We start from the raw sequence: 15,215 nt of genomic DNA, 5'->3' as shown, positions 1-15,215 counted from the left end.
CAAGGTGACGCTGTGACAAAACTCGCAGGGTTGCTCGAGGCTCGATTCGGGTTTACGTAAACGTCAACCTATCTGCTGGGGAGTGAGACATGGACCTGAATTTCAGCGCCGCCGACGCCGCCTTCCGTGACGAAGTGCGTACCTTCATCCGCGAATCCTATCCGCAATATCTGCACGACAAGATCGACGAAGGCGAGGAAATGGCCAAGGAAGATTTCCTGGCCTGGCACAAGGTGCTCCACGCCAAGGGTTGGGTCGCGCCCGCCTGGCCGGTCGAATATGGCGGCACCGGCTGGACCGCGACACAGCGTTATATCTGGTCCGAAGAAACCGCCGCCGCCGATTGCGTGCGCCTGATGCCGTTCGGCCTCTCCATGGTCGGCCCGGTGATCTACACCTTCGGCACGCCGGAACAGAAGGCCAAGTTCCTGCCGCGCATCCTGTCCGGTGAGGATTGGTGGTGCCAGGGTTACAGCGAACCCGGCGCCGGTTCCGACCTTGCTTCGCTGCGCACCCGCGCCGAGCGTTTCACCGGCGAAGACGGCAAGGAATATTATCGCGTCAACGGCCAGAAGACCTGGACGACGATGGCGCAGCACGCCGATTGGGGCTTCTTCCTGGTCCGCACCGACACGTCGGTGAAGATGCAGGAAGGCATTTCCTTCCTTTTGATCGACATGAAGACGCCCGGCATCACCGTGCGCCCGATCATCACCCTGGGCGGCGAGCATGAAGTCAACGAAGTCTGGCTGGAAGACGTGATCGTGCCGGTGGAAAACCGCGTGTTCCACGAAAACAAGGGCTGGACCTGCGCCAAGTTCCTGCTCGCCCACGAACGTACCGGCATCGCCGGCGTGGCTGCGTCCAAGCGCAGCGTCGAGCGCATCAAGAGCGTGGCGCGCAAGACCGAAGACGGCGCCGAAGCGCTGCTCGCCAATCCGTTCTTCAAGCGCAAGGTTGCCGAACTGGAAGTCGATCTGGCCGCGCTGGAATATACCGAACTGCGCACGCTGGCCGGCGAAAGCAGCGGCAAGGGCCCCGGCCCGGAATCCTCGCTGCTCAAGATCAAGGGCACCGAAATCCAGCAGCGCCTGACCGAACTGGCCCTCGAAGCCGCGGGTTCCTACGGCGCGCCTTACTTCCGCTCGATGGGCGAAGGCGATAACAGCTTCGCCGTCGGCCCAGACAGCGCCCGCCGCGTCGCGCCCGTGTATTTCAACATGCGCAAGACCAGCATCTATGGCGGGTCCAACGAAATCCAGCGCAATATCATCGCAAAGATGGTGCTGGGGCTTTAATCACTGATCGTCACCCCGGCGAACGCCGGGGCCCATCTCCCCGGCCGTGATCGCATGCGACACGGGCACGCGATGGGCCCCGGCTTCCGCCGGGGTGACGCGTTTCTTGGGGACGGACCATGGATTTCAATTTCACCGACGAACAGACCATGCTGCGCGACACGCTCTCGCGCTATTTGGCTGACACCTACAACTTCGACGCCCGCCAAAAGGTGGTGCACGGCGGCAAGGGCTGGAACCCGGCCGTGTGGCAGGCCTTCGCCGAAGAGCTCGGCATCCTCGGCGCTCCCTTCTCCGAAGCCTACGGCGGCCTCGGCGGCGGTGCGGTGGAAAACATGGTGGTGATGGAAGAAATGGGCCGCGCCATCGTGCTGGAACCCTATCTGTCCACCGTCGTCATCGGCGGCGGCGCCATGAAGCATGTCGGCGGCGACATTGCCGATGCCGTGATCCCCGGCATCATCGCCGGCACTACCCGCATCGCCTTTGCTGCCTATGAACCCCAGGGCCGTTTCTATCTGCACGATCTCGCCACCACGCTGAAGGGCGGCCAGTTGAATGGCCACAAGGCCGTCGTCGAAGGCGCCGCGCATGCCACGCACCTGCTCGTCACCGCCCGCACCGGCGGCGCGCAGCGGGATGCCGGCGGTATTGCCCTGTTGCTGATCCCGGCCGACGCGCCCGGCATCACCCGCCGCGATTATCTCACCGTGCACGGCACCAGCGCTTCGGAAGTCTATTTCGAAAATGTCAGCGTCGGCGCCGAACATGTGCTGCGTGACGACGCGCTGCCGCTGATCGAAGCCGTGGTTGACGAAGCCACCGCCGCCCTGTGCGCCGAAGCCTGCGGCGTGCTGAAGGTCCTCCACGCCACCACGCTGGATTATGCCAAGCAGCGCAAGCAGTTCGGCAAGGCCATCGGCGATTTCCAGGTCATCCAGCACCGGCTGGTCGACATGTTCATGGAAGTCGAACAGGCCGTCTCCATGACGATGATGGCCACGTTGAAACTCGACACCGATGAACGCAGCGCCGCGGTCTCGATGGCCAAGGCCAAGGTCGGCAAGGCTGCCAAGTTCGTCGGCCAGAACGCCGTGCAGGTGCATGGCGGCATCGGCATCACCCAGGAACTCGCCGTCGGCCACTTCTTCAAGCGCGCGACGCTCATCGAAAATCAGTTCGGCAGCGTGGATTTCCACCTGTCGCGCTACGAAGGCATCGCACTGGCGGCCTGAGCGCGACATTGCCCCGCCTTGCCGCCCGGCGCACGGGCGGCGAGAGCGGGGCATGACCACCCTCATCCCCATCCTCGGCGATCAACTCTCCCACAGCCTCGCCAGTCTGCGGGTCGCCCCGGAAAACGCCATCATCCTGATGATGGAAGTGGCCACCGAAGCCACCTACGTCCCCCACCACCCCCAGAAAATCGCTCTGTTCTTCAGCGCCATGCGCCACTTCGCCGAAGAACTGCGCGCCGCGGGCCGGCGCGTTGACTACATCGCCATCGACGATCCCGAAAACACCGGCGATTTCAGCGGCGAAGTCACCCGCGCCGCCGCCCGCCACCGCGCCACCAACATCATCACCGTCGCCGCCGGCGAATGGCGCGTGCAGACAAGCCAGCAGACCTGGGCCGACGCCACCCAAATCCCCGTGCAGATCCTCGACGACGATCGCTTCCTGTGCAGCATCAATCAATTCATGGCCTGGGCCAAAGGCCGCAAGCGCATGATCATGGAGGATTTTTATCGCATCATGCGCCGCCAGACCGGCCTGCTGATGGACGGGGATCAGCCCCTCGGCGGCCAATGGAATTATGATCAGGAAAACCGCAAATCCGTGCCCAAGGGCCACAAATTCCGCCCGCCGCTGCGCTTCGCCCCCGATGCCATCACCGCCGAAGTGATCGAAACGGTCGCCGCCCGCTTCGGCAATCATTTCGGCAGCCTGGATGGCTTCGGCTGGGCCGTCACCCGCGAACAGGCGCTCGCCGCTCTCGATGATTTCATCACGCACCGCCTGGCCGGCTTCGGCGATTATCAGGATGCGATGGTCACCGGCGAAGATGTGCTCAACCACAGCCTGCTCTCGCCCGCGCTCAACACCGGGCTCTTGCTGCCGCTGGAAGTCTGCCAGGCTGCCGAAGCCGCCTACCACGCCGGCACCGCGCCGCTGAACGCGGTGGAAGGCTTCATCCGCCAGATCCTGGGCTGGCGCGAATATGTCCGCGGCCTCTACTGGTTCGCCGGCCCGGATTACATGGCCCGCAACCACCTCGGCGCCACCCGCCCGCTGCCTGCGCTCTACTGGGGCGCCCCCACCGACATGCTGTGCCTATCACAAGCGGTCGACGCCACGCGCCGCAACGCCATGGCCCACCATATCCAGCGCCTGATGATCCTGGGCAATTTCGCCATGCTGGTCGGCACCGATCCGCACGAAGTCAGCCGCTGGTACCTCGCCGCCTACGCCGACGCCATCGAATGGGTGGAAGCCCCCAACGTGATCGGCATGAGCCAGTTCGCCGACGGCGGCCTGATGGCCACCAAGCCCTATGCGGCCGGCGGCGCCTACGTGAACCGCATGAGCGACCACTGCAAACCCTGCAAATACGACGTGAAACAGCGCACCGGCCCCAACGCCTGCCCGTTCAACAGCCTCTATTGGGATTTCCTCGCCCGCCACGAAGACACGCTGAAAAACAACCAACGCCTGTGGCGCATGTACGACGGCTGGCGCCGCTTCGCCCCCGACGAACAAACCCGCATCCGCGAACAAGCCGCCACCTTCCTCGCCACGCTGGCCTGACCCTAACAATCCTCCCCTTTCAGGGGAGGGGGACCGCCGCAGGCGGTGGAGGGGTCCCACCATCGCCACCCACCACGGAGGACCAAAATGCCCAAACGCACCTCCCCCAGCGACGCCGCCGACATCACCGAAGCGGACGATCTGCAACACGCCGTCCACGACAAACGCGAAGGCTGGCGCGCCAACCCCACCAAAGCCCGCCGCCGCCAACGCCGCTACACCGGCCTGCTGACGCGCGAGCTGCTGAAACAAGGCGGGGTGGAAGAGGAAGAGTGAAGGGCACGTCACCCCGCGCCTGATGCGGGGCGGCGGGCAGGGTCGCAGACCCTGCACCCGTAAGATTTGGGGCGGCTCACTCCGACGGCAAATGCCGCTCGATATCCATCCGGCTATGCAGCACCCGCGCAACAGTGAGACGCTCGTCCTCCACATGCACAATCAGATAATGGGATCGCACCCGGAAAATGCGAAACGGCCCGCGCAGCGGCCGTGCCCGCCCCGGCTGGCCGGCCACCAGCCGCGCCGCATCGCGGATATCCTCAAGATAGCGACGGGCCACAACCGCGCCCCAGTTGTCGATGGAATAGCGCCGCAGCGCCTCCAATTCTTGCCGCGCCAGGTTCGACCAGACGAGCTTCACGCGCCCAGGCTCAATCTGGCGCCTTCACCGCATCCACAAACGCATCGATGTCAAAGCCCTCATCAATCCCGCTGGCCATGCCCGTTTCGCCCAGGCTCACCAACCGATCCACCACCCGCGCATCCTCCTCCAGCCGCCGCAATCCGGCCCGGCAGGCATCAGACAAATTCTCGAACCGCCCCTCCGCCACCAGCCGCTGCCCAATGGCGCGGGCAGCACCGAGATTGACGCTGGCGAGGCCTTCACGTTGTGCCATGGATGGGTGCTCCAGATGATGCCACAATGTATTACAACCCGGCCGCCGCGCCAAGACACCGCAAGCATCACCCAGGCCGACGATCTGCAACACGCCGTGCACGACAAACGCGAATCCTGGCGCGCCAACCCCACCAAAGCCCGCCGCCACCAACGCCGCTACATCGGCCTGCTCACCCGCGAGCTGCTGACCCGAAGGGCGGCGCAGCCAAACAAGGCGGAGTGGAAGAGGAAGAGTAAGGGGGGCACGTCACCCCGCACGTGATGCGGGGCGGCGGGCAGGGTCGCGGACCCTGCACCCGATTTGTTGGCACGGTTCGCTACAGCAACTGTTGGGCCGTCTGCGGACTGGCCGGTCCTGGACTGAAGTTGGAAAATCTGCCGCTCCCAAATCCTAAGCTGCGGGGCATAAATGTATCCCAACCTAGCGCCCGCCAATAATATCGCGCAGCCCATGCTCGAAAGCGGCTGGGGGCGCAGTTAGGTCAATCGTCTTGAAGCGCATCTGATGCCCTTGTACCTCCATCGCTTCGTCAACTGCTCCACCGGTCTGAGGATGCAGGAGCATCCCGTCAGCAGTAAGGCTAGCCGGATCGTTAGAGTCTTCCTGAGTGCGTAGGTAAGCATATATCTGATAAAGATACCCACTCTTCAAGATCGCTTCGCGATAGCTTGAAGCGGTCAGAATCGACGTGAATTTTGTGTCGATTACAATCCGCCTGCCTTCGCGCGAATGGTTCAATTCGATATCGGTTTGCATCCCCGGAAGAATCGCCGCAATCCCCGATGTCTGCGCCATTGCAGGCCAGGCGAGCCGGCGACCCTGACTCACCTGCCAGCCTTGTGGCGCCAGTTCAAGACGCAGGGCATTGCCGACGGCGCGCTCGAACAGACGGCGTACCAATTGTTGCTGCGTGTCCGGCTCGGTTCCTGCTACTCGTCCCGAAATCTCTGTAGGGATCATGAGATCAAAGACCATCCGCGCCAAAGCAACCATGAACCTGTCAGTACTTTCATTCCGTCCTATCTGATCGCTGGCAATGTCCCCCCAGGATGGACGCGCGCCCGTAACCCCCATCCGAGCGAAACCTTCGGCAAGTTGGCGACACCTACCAGCGAGCTGATCAGCCTGCACTGTTCCCGCAAGCCGATTCAGCGCCGCCCGCACAAGCCTGTTTCGAGGAGTGTCCATGGTATGCTCTTGGAAACGGCAGGCGACTTGTCCTCGATCCATCAAGCGCCGCGAATTTGTTTCTAGTAAATTAATGCGTCCGCGGACCCGCGTGAGAGTGGCTGCACGAGCACGATACCCGCGAGAGAGATTTCGTCTGAATCTTTCCTCGACTGCGAACGTAAGCAGATTGGCAATGAGATCAGGTAAGTCGCGGGCAGCCTCAACTTCGCTTTCAAACCTATCGCGAAATTCGACCAAGTCAGCGGCGTACAGAAACAGTAGCCAAATGTTTCGCAAGGGGATCGAGTCGCTCATTATAATCCCGCGCGAAGCGCTAGCACAGCCTCTCGAGCGTGATCGGGTGCGTCGAACCAGTATTCTTCCAACAGGGGGCCTATTTCGGTTTCTATCACTTTCGCGAACCATGAACGGGGATCAACCATATCGTCATCGATAGGCGTAACATACGAATGGCCTACTCGGAACTGCGGTCCCATCGTGCGGTCCTGCGCAATCTTTTCATTTAGTGCTGTCATTCTTTCACGAATCAAAATAATCAAATCTTCAGGAAGTCCCTTCTCGAGCGACCATTTCGCCCAAGCGTCGTTCAGGAGGGGTTCCAGCGTCACAAAGGCGAATCGCCGCCGCAAGGCGAGATCAACCAGCGCCAATGAGCGATCTGCGATGTTCATCGTTCCAATGATATGCAAATTGTCGGGTACGTGCACTTTCTCGCCCGGAACCTTCCGATATGCGAGTTCCATTGCGTCAGCGCGGCTTCGCTTGGTGTTCTCCAGCAACGTGAGCATCTCGCCAAAGACTTGCGCAGGGTTGCCTCGGTTGATCTCTTCAATGATAAGCACATGCGGCAAGTCAGGCTGTGCTCGGGCGGCTTCAACAACCTGTAAGAATATTCCGTCTGTTAGCACAAGACCAGCCCCTGAAGGGCGGTAGCCGCGAACGAAATCCTCGTATGAGAGCGATGGGTGAAACTGGACCGACCGCAGCTGGTCCATCAAAGGCGTTCTTCGCCCAATCAAGGCACGAGCAAGGCGCTTAGCTAGCCAAGTCTTGCCAGTGCCGGGTGGCCCCTGAAGTATCAGGTTCTTCTTGGATTCGAGGCGGCCGATCATAGCCGAGAGGGTCTGCCTGTCTAGGAAACTCCCCTCCGCAATAATGTCATCGACACTATACGCTGCCGTCTCAGGGACCGATATGCTCTCGGCTTCCGCCTCTGCGTCGGCCTCCATAGCGCTCAATGGATCGATTACTGGCGCAAACAGTTCGGCCCAGTAAGGGTGTGCCAAAAAGTGAGCATAGTCCTGCGGTGCGCCGTCAAAAGTAAAAGCGACTAGCCGTCGTGCCATGTCATCTTCTTCGATCCGAGCGCGGACTACGGTTGTTCGGTAGGTGTAGAAGTACCAATCGCGCGCTGGTTCCTCCACCTGCCAGTCGACGCTGATGGATTTGCCGTCTTGTTGGTTCGCTTTGATCGTTCCAACCAACTTGATTCGCATAACGCTGGCTGGGCGTCCATGATTTTCAAAGGGGACATCGTATTTACGGGTGAAGGTTGATTTTATTGCGATCCGGTCGCCTGGCCTCATTTGCTTTACGACTTTGGTAAACTTTTCATCATAGCCGTTTATCCAAACACCTTCCTTTGAAAAGCGGGCTGTCTGGTCGACATTTTCCCAAGCAGCACCGACAAACCAGTAGTTCACGCCATCCGGTACTATGTCATCTGCAGGTGCGACCTGCTCATCTTCATCGCCGGTAAAATTGGCGCGAGCAGAACGAAAAATCTTTATAGCACTTTCGGAGTTTAGTTGAGCATTTAAGCCGGACTCGGTCAATCCCCAGACGCCACGGTGAGGAGCATTCATTAGACCCGCTTTGAAAAGATAGAAGCGAGCAAAATGAACTCGATTTTCGAATTTCGATCCTCCGTTTTTATTTGTCAAAGCGAGGAATTTCTGCGGTATATTATACCGTTCAATCAGTTCTTGAAATACCTGCTGGGGCCGCGCCGTTCCCCCTAAATCGCGCATGATCTCAATGATCGGAGAAAAATAGCTCGCAAACTGAGGCACTCCATCAATTTTCTGATCATGTAAGTCCATGTTTCGACCTCATTTTGAAATTCGCTGTCGGTGGATGCATGCCGTAGCTGGAACCAAACAGCACGACTGTCTAGAGTGGGACCGCAGCCGACCCATTCGGTCGGCGATCTTGCCAAATCAAGGTAAGCGGTAACATCCCCTTATGACCGGTTTCCGCCACCCCCAGCGGACGGCTGTATGTCCGAAATTAGGGCGCATTGCTGCCGCCTGGGGTGAACATGAATGGCGGTGGGTGCAGGGGCTCAGCCCCTGCCCGCCGGAGGCCGCTAGCTTGGTCCTCTGTCCTGCACGCGCCGATCTTGGTGTAGCGATCAGGCCCTACTGACGGGGACGGCAGGCTAGGCCTGTCCTACAGGGCCGGAACCATGTCATGCTCCTGCGCAGGCGGCGGTGCGATGCGGCCATATTGTTTTGGCACAGCATGTGCCGAAAAGTCTGCAAAAGCCGAACCTTACTAACCTTGTAAAGAACAATTGTAGGATTTCCGGGCGCGTTCCCAGCGAAAGTGGCTGCCGGGGCTCAGCCCCTGGCCACGTCACCCCGGACTTGCTCCGGGGCGGAGGCCCCCTTGCTTGGCTCTCTGTCCTACGCGGGCCGGGCCTGTCATGATGGTGGATCTGGGCATTGGTTCGGGCCGGCGGTGGGGGTGAATCTTTGAAAATCGTGATTTTTCAACGTCCAATGCCACCGGATTCGTCAAGGCTGACAAAACTGGCGCGCGTATCGGGGGAGACAAGCAAGCGGGGCCCCGCCCCGGATCAGGTCCGGGGTGACGGGTCCGCAGTGAGGGGTCCGGCGTGACGCAGCAGGACCGGCGCGGCGGCGGCGTAATGCCGCGTTTGGGGATACCGGGGGTGGTATCATTGCGGGGAATGTGAAAGCTTTGCATGGTTAACGATAACCACTGGGGAATGATCATGCGTCTGGCGCTTGCGGCGGTTTTTCTTGCGGTTCTACTGATGGGCGCGGCGGCGCCGGCGGCGGCGCTCAACATGTATGTGTTTGGGGATTCGCTGGTGGATGCCGGCAATGTGTTCGTGTCCACGTTCGGCACGACGCCCAGCCCGGCGCAGGGTTATGTGCAGGGGCGGTTCACCAATGGTTTTAACTATGTCGATTATCTCAATCGCCGGTTGAATGGCGGCAACACGGTGGCGTCGTTGCTGGGTGGGCAGAATTATGCCTTTGGCGGGGCGCGGGCGATCGGGCCGGATTTCGGCGGGTTTCCTGTGCCGGGCCTGCCGCAACAGCTTGGCAGTTATTTTGCCAGCACCGGCGGCACGGCGGATGGCAATGGCCTGTATGTCATCAATTTTGGCGGCAATGATCTGTTCGGCATCGCATCGGGCGATATCGGCGGGCTGTCGCCCACCGATGTCGTCAATCTGTTGATCGGCAACACGGTGAACGCCGTGCTGTCGCTCAGTGCGGCGGGGGCCGGCAAGATATTGGTGGCCGGTATTCCGGTGGGCGGTGCACAGGGCGTGGCGATCGAGGGTCTGTTGCAATCCTCGCTCGATGCCATCGAGCCGGGGCTGGATGCGCGCCTGTATCGCTTTTCCTATCTCGATTTTTACGATCGCTTTCAGAACGATCCAACGGCCTATGGCTTTCCGGCGGTCGTGAATTACACCTCCAATTGCCGGTCTGATCAGCCGGTGGTTGGCGGCGCCATCGATTGCACCGGCTATTTCAGTTTCGATGGCACGCATTTCACGGCTCAGGTGCAGCGCGCCATTGCCCACGATGTGGGTGACATTTTGGGTGTGCCGGAACCGGCGAGCTGGGCCATGATGATCGCCGGTTTCGGGCTGGTCGGTGCAGCGATGCGCCGGCGGGCGGCGCAGGCGGCCAGGCTGGCGTGATGCTGCGCCTCAGCCGCCGGCCAGGGCGGCGAGGAGCAGCAGCGCGACGATGTTGGTGATCTTGATCATCGGGTTCACGGCCGGGCCGGCGGTGTCCTTGTAGGGATCGCCCACCGTGTCCCCCGTGACCGCCGCCTGGTGCGCCGGGGAGCCTTTGCCGCCATAGGCGCCTTGTTCGATGACTTTCTTGGCATTGTCCCACGCGCCGCCGCCGCTGGTCATGGAGATGGCGACGAACAGGCCCGAGATGATGACGCCCATGAGAAGGGCACCGAGCGCGGCAAAGCCGTTGCCCTGGCCGGCGACGGCGGTGATGACGAAATAGACCACCACGGGGGCCAGCACCGGCAGCAGGGAGGGGATGATCATTTCCCGGATGGCACCGGCCGTCACCAGGCCAACGGTGCGGGCATAATCGGGCTTCACTTCGCGGGTGGCGATGCCGGGGTTTTCGCGGAACTGGGCGCGGATATCCTGCGCCACGGCCTGGGCGGTGCGGCCCACCGCGGTCATCGCCATGCCGCCGAACAGATAGGGCAGCAGCGCACCGAGCAGCAGACCGACGACAACGTACGGATTGGACAGCGAGAAATCGACCGTGACGGCGGTGAAGAACTGGGACAGATCCTCGGTATAGGTGGCGAACAGCACCAGCGCGGCGAGGCCGGCCGATCCGATGGCATAGCCCTTGGTAACGGCCTTGGTGGTGTTGCCCACGGCATCCAGCGCATCGGTGCGCTGGCGGACTTCGCCATCCAGCCCGGCCATTTCGGCGATGCCGCCGGCGTTGTCGGTAACGGGGCCATAGGCATCCAGCGCGACGATCATGCCGGCCAGGGCCAGCATGGCGGTGGCGGCAAAGGCGATGCCGATCAGGCCGCCCAGTTTGTAGGTGGCGATGATGCCGGCAACGATCACCAGCGTGGGCAGCGCGGTCGATTCCATCGACACGGCAAGGCCCTGGATGACGTTGGTGCCGTGGCCGGAATCGGATGCCTTGGCGATGGATTGCACCGGGCGATAATCGGTGCCGGTGTAATATTCGGTAATCCACACGATCAGCGCGGTGACGACGAGGCCGATCAGCATGCAGTAGAACAGCGAAGCGCCGGTGAAGGCTTCACCGGCCACGCTACCATCACCGATCACGGCGTTCATGTCCGGAAAGATGGCAGCCGTGGCGAACCACAAGGCCGGCACCGACAGCACACCGGTGACGATCAGACCCTTGTAGAGCGCACCCATGATCGATCCGCCACCCAGGCGGACAAAGTAAGTGCCGATGATGGAAGTGATGATGCACACACCGCAGGCCAGCAGCGGCAATTGCATCAACCGGGCGGCATCAGGGCCGGCAACCAGCAGGGCACACAGCACCATGGTGGCACCGATCGTGACCACGTACGTCTCGAACAGATCGGCGGCCATGCCGGCACAATCGCCGACATTGTCCCCCACATTGTCAGCGATCACGCCGGGGTTGCGATCGTCATCCTCGTCGAAGCCCAGCTCGTTCTTGCCGACCATATCAGCACCGACGTCGGCCGCCTTGGTAAAGATGCCGCCGCCCAGCCGGGCGAAGATGGAGATCAGCGATGCACCGAACGACAGCGAGACCAGCGCATTCACAACCGCGCGGCTCGTCGGCTCCAGGCCCGAAGACACCAGCGCATAGAAATAGCCGGCGATGGCGAGCAGCGCGAGGCCGGCGACCAGCATGCCGGTGACCGCGCCCGAACGGAACGCCATGGTCAGCCCGGCCTGCAGCGACTGGCGTGCGGCCTCTGCGGTGCGCACATTGGCGCGCACCGAAATGTTCATGCCGATGAAGCCGGTGGCGCCCGACAGCACCGCCCCCAGCACGAAGGCGACGGCGGGAATCAGCCCCAGGAACCCGGCAACCAGCCCGGCGACGATCACGCCGACGATGGCGATGGCGGTATATTGCTTGGTCAGGTAGGCGCCGGCACCGATCTGGATGGCCTTTGCGATTTCCTGCATGCGGGCGTTGCCCGGTGAGGCACTGAGCACCTGGCGCGAGGTGAAAACACCATAGGCCACCGCTGCCAGACCGCAGGCGATGGCGAACATCACATAGTCCATGATTGTCCTTCCCCAGTTGTATTCGCCCGCGTATGCCGTGGGTCGGTCATTTTGTCGCAGCATGACATGGGTTTTGGCGATGGCAAGCAGGGACAAGACCGAAGGGGGAGATTCGATGATGACGGTTTCACGGCGCGATGCGATGTTGCTGGCGGCGGGGGCTGCGGCGGCGGGTTCGGCGCAAGCGGCCTTGCCCACCGGCATCATTGCCGCCGACGACGAAGCCGGCTGGGCGCGCATCGCGGCGCTCTATCCCAAGATGGGGCCGGTGACGCAACTCGAGCATGGTTACTGGGGCAATATGGCGGCGCCGGTGGCCGAGGTGCACCGGGCCACCCTTGATCGGCTGAACCGCGACACCAGCATCTATGCGCGGCGGGCGATGCAGAAGGATGTGCAGGCCGCCAGGGCACGGGCGGCGCAGGTGATGGGCGTGCAGCCGGGCGAGATCGGATTTTGCCGCAACGCCGCCGAAGCGTTGCAGGCGCTGATCAGCCAGTTCCGGGCTGTGGCGGAAGGCGATGCCATCCTGTGGTCGGACAATGATTATGAAACCACCCAAGGTGCGATGGCCAGCCTGGCCCGCAGCCGGCGCGCGACGCCGGTGAAGATCGACCTGCCGCGGGCACCCACCCACGAGAACGTGATCGCCGCCTATGCCGAGGCCATTCGCACCACGCCGAAGCTGAAATTCGTCGTGCTCACCCACGGCACCCACCGCAGCGGCCTGGTGGTGCCGGTGGCGGAGATTGCAGCGCTGGCCAAGGCGGCGGGCGCGGTGGTGCTGGTCGATTGTGCGCAGAGTTTTCTGCAACGGCCATTCGTGATCCCGGATTTCGGCGCCGATTATGTTGTGCTGAACTTCCACAAATGGACCGGCGCGCCGGTGGGCATCGCCGGATACTGGTGCCGGCCGGGCATGGCGGCGCTGATCGCGCCAGCCGCCAGCGAAGGCGAGGCCAAGCCCGATAATGTGCAGGCCAAGGTGCACCAGGGCACGGTGGACTATGCCCCGCAACTCACCCTGCCGGCGGCGCTGGACTTTCAGGCTGCCGTACTGCCCATCCCGATGAAACTGGCGCGGCTGCAATATCTGCGGAACCGTTGGGTCAGCCAGCTGCGCGGGCTGCCGGGGTTGGAAATCATGGTTGGCGATGATCCGCGGCTGTTCGGCGCGATCACCTCGTTTCGGATCGCAGGACACACCAGCACGGCGGAGAACATCGCCATCACCGACACGTTGTTCAACCGCTACAACATCATGACCGTGCACCGCTCCGGCCTGGCAGCGGGGGCGTGTGTGCGGGTGACGCCGGCGCTGTTCTCCACGCCGGCCGAATGTGACCGGCTGGTGGCGGCGTTGCAGGACCTGGTGCCGCAGATCGCGAAGGCGTGATCGCGCATTCCCACCCCCGGCCCCTCTTGGCTGCGGCAGGGGAGAAGAACGGTCAGGTGCAAACGGCTCCCCTCCCGCTTGCGGGAGGGGCTGGGGGTGGGTCTATCCGTGCTCCCAGCCCAACCGCGTTGGCACCGGCACCAGCTGACCCTCGTAACGCAGCGCCAGCCCCGAACCCGCCACCACCGTGCCGATGCGGGTAACCGGCGTCTTCGTGGCCGCATTCAGACCAGCCACATCAACATCCGGCGCCGCGGTGAACAGCAGTTCGTAATCATCACCAGCGGTCACCTGCGCCAGCACCTCGGCCAGATCACTGGTCGGCACTGCCAGTGGCACGGCATCCAACGCAATCGCAAGGCCCACCCCACTCGCCGCCGCCAGCCGCTCCGCATCGATCAGCAGCCCGTCCGACACATCCATACCCGCGCTGGCCACGCCGCCAAGCGCGGCGCCGAGCGCCAGGCGCGGCATCGGCCGCCGAAATCGGCCCAGCAGCGCCTTGTCGAAGGGCCGCGCCCCGCGCGCCACCGCCAGCCCCAGCCCGGCGCCGCCGATGCTGCCCGATACGTACAGCGCATCTCCCGGCTGTGCGCCGGCGCGGCCCAGCGCCTTGCCCGGCTCGACCCAGCCGACCGCCGTCAACCCCAGCACCGCCTGCGCCAGCCCCGACACCGTATCGCCGCCCCACAGCGCCACGCCGAAATGCGCCAGTGCACGACCCAACCCGGCGACAAAGGCTGCGCGCCACGCCTCATCCTCGGCCGCAGACAGGCCCAGCCCCAGCAGCACACCGGCCGGCGTCGCCGCCATCGCGGCCAGATCGGACAGGTTCACCGCCAGCAGTTTCCAGGCGACATCGCTGGGCGGATCGTCGGGCAGATAATGGATACCTGCGGCCAGCACGTCGTGGGTGAACACCAGTTGCCGGCCGATCGGCGGCATCCACACCGCCGCATCGTCACTCAACCCGCGCGCTGCAGGGGTGGTGGCCAGCGGCGCAAGCAGGCGGGCGATGAAATCCCGCTCTGCCATCGCTCAGGCGCGGCCAGATCCGCGAACGCTGCGGGCGACCGCATCCAGCAGTCCGTTCACGAACCCCGCCTGCTTGGCGTCGTGGAAGGCGTGCGACACATCGACATATTCGTCGATCACCGTCGCTGCCGACACATCGGCACGCGCCACCAATTCATACACCGCCGCCCGCAGCAGCGCCCGCATCGGCCGGTCGAGCCGATCCAGCGCCCAGCCTTGCGCCAGGGCACCGCTGATCAGGCCGTCCAGCTCGTCCTGCCGCGCGGCGACACCGGCGACGACATCATCGAAAAAGGCTTCGTCGGCGGCCAGATATTCGGCACCTTCGATTTCCTGGCCCAGCCGGTGGCTGTGGAATTCCATCAGCAGTTTCGGCACCGGATCGCCGCCCATCTCGCGCTGATACAGCGCTTGCACGGCGGCAAGGCGCGACGCGGAGCGGGCACGATAATCGGGGGGCGAGGTACTGTTGATCATGGGTGGCGCGGCTTACGCCGATTCCGGGGGGGCGGGCAAGC

The 15,215-nt window shown here is 62.9% G+C and carries 14 protein-coding genes; 7 read left to right on the top strand and 7 right to left on the bottom strand.

What is annotated here, in order from left to right:
- Positions 1-89 precede the first annotated feature (89 nt).
- The 4 genes from ACTIEZ_RS01055 to ACTIEZ_RS01040 all read left to right on the top strand — a co-directional run bounded on the left by ACTIEZ_RS01055 (position 90) and on the right by ACTIEZ_RS01040 (position 4,382).
- Positions 90-1,298 carry an acyl-CoA dehydrogenase family protein gene (locus tag ACTIEZ_RS01055; protein WP_439544787.1) on the top strand — a complete coding sequence of 403 codons (1,209 nt, stop codon included), beginning with the start codon at positions 90-92 and terminating at the stop codon, positions 1,296-1,298.
- A gap of 119 nt (positions 1,299-1,417) precedes the next feature.
- Positions 1,418-2,533, top strand: coding sequence for an acyl-CoA dehydrogenase family protein (locus tag ACTIEZ_RS01050; RefSeq protein ID WP_439544786.1), 1,116 nt, complete (start codon positions 1,418-1,420; stop codon positions 2,531-2,533).
- 52 nt (positions 2,534-2,585) lie between these two features.
- A complete protein-coding gene (locus ACTIEZ_RS01045; protein WP_439544785.1) occupies positions 2,586-4,106 on the top strand; it encodes a cryptochrome/photolyase family protein in 1,521 nt (506 codons plus the stop codon).
- 87 nt (positions 4,107-4,193) lie between these two features.
- On the top strand, positions 4,194-4,382 hold the full coding sequence (locus tag ACTIEZ_RS01040) for a hypothetical protein (RefSeq protein ID WP_439544784.1): 189 nt from the start codon (positions 4,194-4,196) through the stop codon (positions 4,380-4,382).
- Positions 4,383-4,458: 76 nt separating this feature from the next.
- On the opposite strand, the gene ACTIEZ_RS01035 is transcribed toward ACTIEZ_RS01040, so the two are convergent.
- A complete protein-coding gene (locus ACTIEZ_RS01035) occupies positions 4,459-4,746 on the bottom strand; it encodes a type II toxin-antitoxin system RelE/ParE family toxin (protein ID WP_439544783.1) in 288 nt (95 codons plus the stop codon).
- Positions 4,747-4,756: 10 nt separating this feature from the next.
- Entirely contained in the window at positions 4,757-5,002 is a 246-nt protein-coding gene (locus ACTIEZ_RS01030) for a ribbon-helix-helix domain-containing protein (protein WP_439544782.1), read from the bottom strand.
- A 6-nt stretch (positions 5,003-5,008) separates the two neighbouring features.
- Here ACTIEZ_RS01030 and ACTIEZ_RS01025 point away from each other — a divergent pair, with 6 nt between their 5' ends.
- On the top strand, positions 5,009-5,266 hold the full coding sequence (locus ACTIEZ_RS01025; RefSeq protein WP_439544781.1) for a hypothetical protein: 258 nt from the start codon (positions 5,009-5,011) through the stop codon (positions 5,264-5,266).
- A 159-nt stretch (positions 5,267-5,425) separates the two neighbouring features.
- On the opposite strand, the gene mcrC is transcribed toward ACTIEZ_RS01025, so the two are convergent.
- The gene (gene mcrC, locus ACTIEZ_RS01020; RefSeq protein ID WP_439544780.1) at positions 5,426-6,490 is read right to left on the bottom strand and encodes a 5-methylcytosine-specific restriction endonuclease system specificity protein McrC; all 1,065 of its coding nucleotides are present in this window, start codon (positions 6,488-6,490) and stop codon (positions 5,426-5,428) included.
- On the bottom strand, positions 6,490-8,298 hold the full coding sequence (locus ACTIEZ_RS01015) for an AAA family ATPase (RefSeq protein ID WP_439544779.1): 1,809 nt from the start codon (positions 8,296-8,298) through the stop codon (positions 6,490-6,492). The genes mcrC and ACTIEZ_RS01015 overlap by 1 nt, the downstream gene beginning before the upstream one ends.
- Positions 8,299-9,215: 917 nt before the next feature.
- On the opposite strand from ACTIEZ_RS01015, the gene ACTIEZ_RS01010 reads away from it, so the two are divergent.
- Positions 9,216-10,163 carry a PEPxxWA-CTERM sorting domain-containing protein gene (locus ACTIEZ_RS01010; RefSeq protein ID WP_439544778.1) on the top strand — a complete coding sequence of 316 codons (948 nt, stop codon included), beginning with the start codon at positions 9,216-9,218 and terminating at the stop codon, positions 10,161-10,163.
- 9 nt (positions 10,164-10,172) lie between these two features.
- Here ACTIEZ_RS01010 and ACTIEZ_RS01005 read toward each other — a convergent pair whose 3' ends face one another.
- Positions 10,173-12,266, bottom strand: coding sequence for a sodium-translocating pyrophosphatase (locus ACTIEZ_RS01005; protein WP_439544777.1), 2,094 nt, complete (start codon positions 12,264-12,266; stop codon positions 10,173-10,175).
- 115 nt (positions 12,267-12,381) lie between these two features.
- Here ACTIEZ_RS01005 and ACTIEZ_RS01000 point away from each other — a divergent pair, with 115 nt between their 5' ends.
- A complete protein-coding gene (locus ACTIEZ_RS01000) occupies positions 12,382-13,662 on the top strand; it encodes an aminotransferase class V-fold PLP-dependent enzyme (protein WP_439544776.1) in 1,281 nt (426 codons plus the stop codon).
- Positions 13,663-13,764: 102 nt separating this feature from the next.
- Here the strand turns inward: ACTIEZ_RS01000 and thiL are convergent, their stop codons facing one another.
- Positions 13,765-14,697 carry a thiamine-phosphate kinase gene (gene thiL / locus ACTIEZ_RS00995; RefSeq protein ID WP_439544775.1) on the bottom strand — a complete coding sequence of 311 codons (933 nt, stop codon included), beginning with the start codon at positions 14,695-14,697 and terminating at the stop codon, positions 13,765-13,767.
- Positions 14,698-14,700: 3 nt separating this feature from the next.
- On the bottom strand, positions 14,701-15,174 hold the full coding sequence (gene nusB, locus ACTIEZ_RS00990) for a transcription antitermination factor NusB (protein ID WP_439544774.1): 474 nt from the start codon (positions 15,172-15,174) through the stop codon (positions 14,701-14,703).
- Between the last annotated feature and the right edge of the window lie 41 nt (positions 15,175-15,215).

The organism is Sandarakinorhabdus sp., assembly GCF_051860625.1.
Lineage (GTDB): Bacteria > Pseudomonadota > Alphaproteobacteria > Sphingomonadales > Sphingomonadaceae > Sandarakinorhabdus.
This window is presented reverse-complemented; position numbering and strand designations above follow the sequence as displayed.

What these genes read in the sequence shown, in the direction of transcription:
- ACTIEZ_RS01000 (WP_439544776.1), top strand. Translation starts at nt 12,382, where the DNA reads ATGATGACGGTTTCACGGCGCGATGCGATGTTGCTGGCGGCGGGGGCT.
- ACTIEZ_RS01015 (WP_439544779.1), bottom strand. Translation starts at nt 8,298, where the DNA reads ATGGACTTACATGATCAGAAAATTGATGGAGTGCCTCAGTTTGCGAGC.
- mcrC (WP_439544780.1), bottom strand. Translation starts at nt 6,490, where the DNA reads ATGAGCGACTCGATCCCCTTGCGAAACATTTGGCTACTGTTTCTGTAC.
- thiL (WP_439544775.1), bottom strand. Translation starts at nt 14,697, where the DNA reads ATGGCAGAGCGGGATTTCATCGCCCGCCTGCTTGCGCCGCTGGCCACC.
- ACTIEZ_RS01010 (WP_439544778.1), top strand. Translation starts at nt 9,216, where the DNA reads ATGCGTCTGGCGCTTGCGGCGGTTTTTCTTGCGGTTCTACTGATGGGC.
- nusB (WP_439544774.1), bottom strand. Translation starts at nt 15,174, where the DNA reads ATGATCAACAGTACCTCGCCCCCCGATTATCGTGCCCGCTCCGCGTCG.
- ACTIEZ_RS01055 (WP_439544787.1), top strand. Translation starts at nt 90, where the DNA reads ATGGACCTGAATTTCAGCGCCGCCGACGCCGCCTTCCGTGACGAAGTG.
- ACTIEZ_RS01005 (WP_439544777.1), bottom strand. Translation starts at nt 12,266, where the DNA reads ATGGACTATGTGATGTTCGCCATCGCCTGCGGTCTGGCAGCGGTGGCC.
- ACTIEZ_RS01030 (WP_439544782.1), bottom strand. Translation starts at nt 5,002, where the DNA reads ATGGCACAACGTGAAGGCCTCGCCAGCGTCAATCTCGGTGCTGCCCGC.
- ACTIEZ_RS01050 (WP_439544786.1), top strand. Translation starts at nt 1,418, where the DNA reads ATGGATTTCAATTTCACCGACGAACAGACCATGCTGCGCGACACGCTC.
- ACTIEZ_RS01040 (WP_439544784.1), top strand. Translation starts at nt 4,194, where the DNA reads ATGCCCAAACGCACCTCCCCCAGCGACGCCGCCGACATCACCGAAGCG.
- ACTIEZ_RS01045 (WP_439544785.1), top strand. Translation starts at nt 2,586, where the DNA reads ATGACCACCCTCATCCCCATCCTCGGCGATCAACTCTCCCACAGCCTC.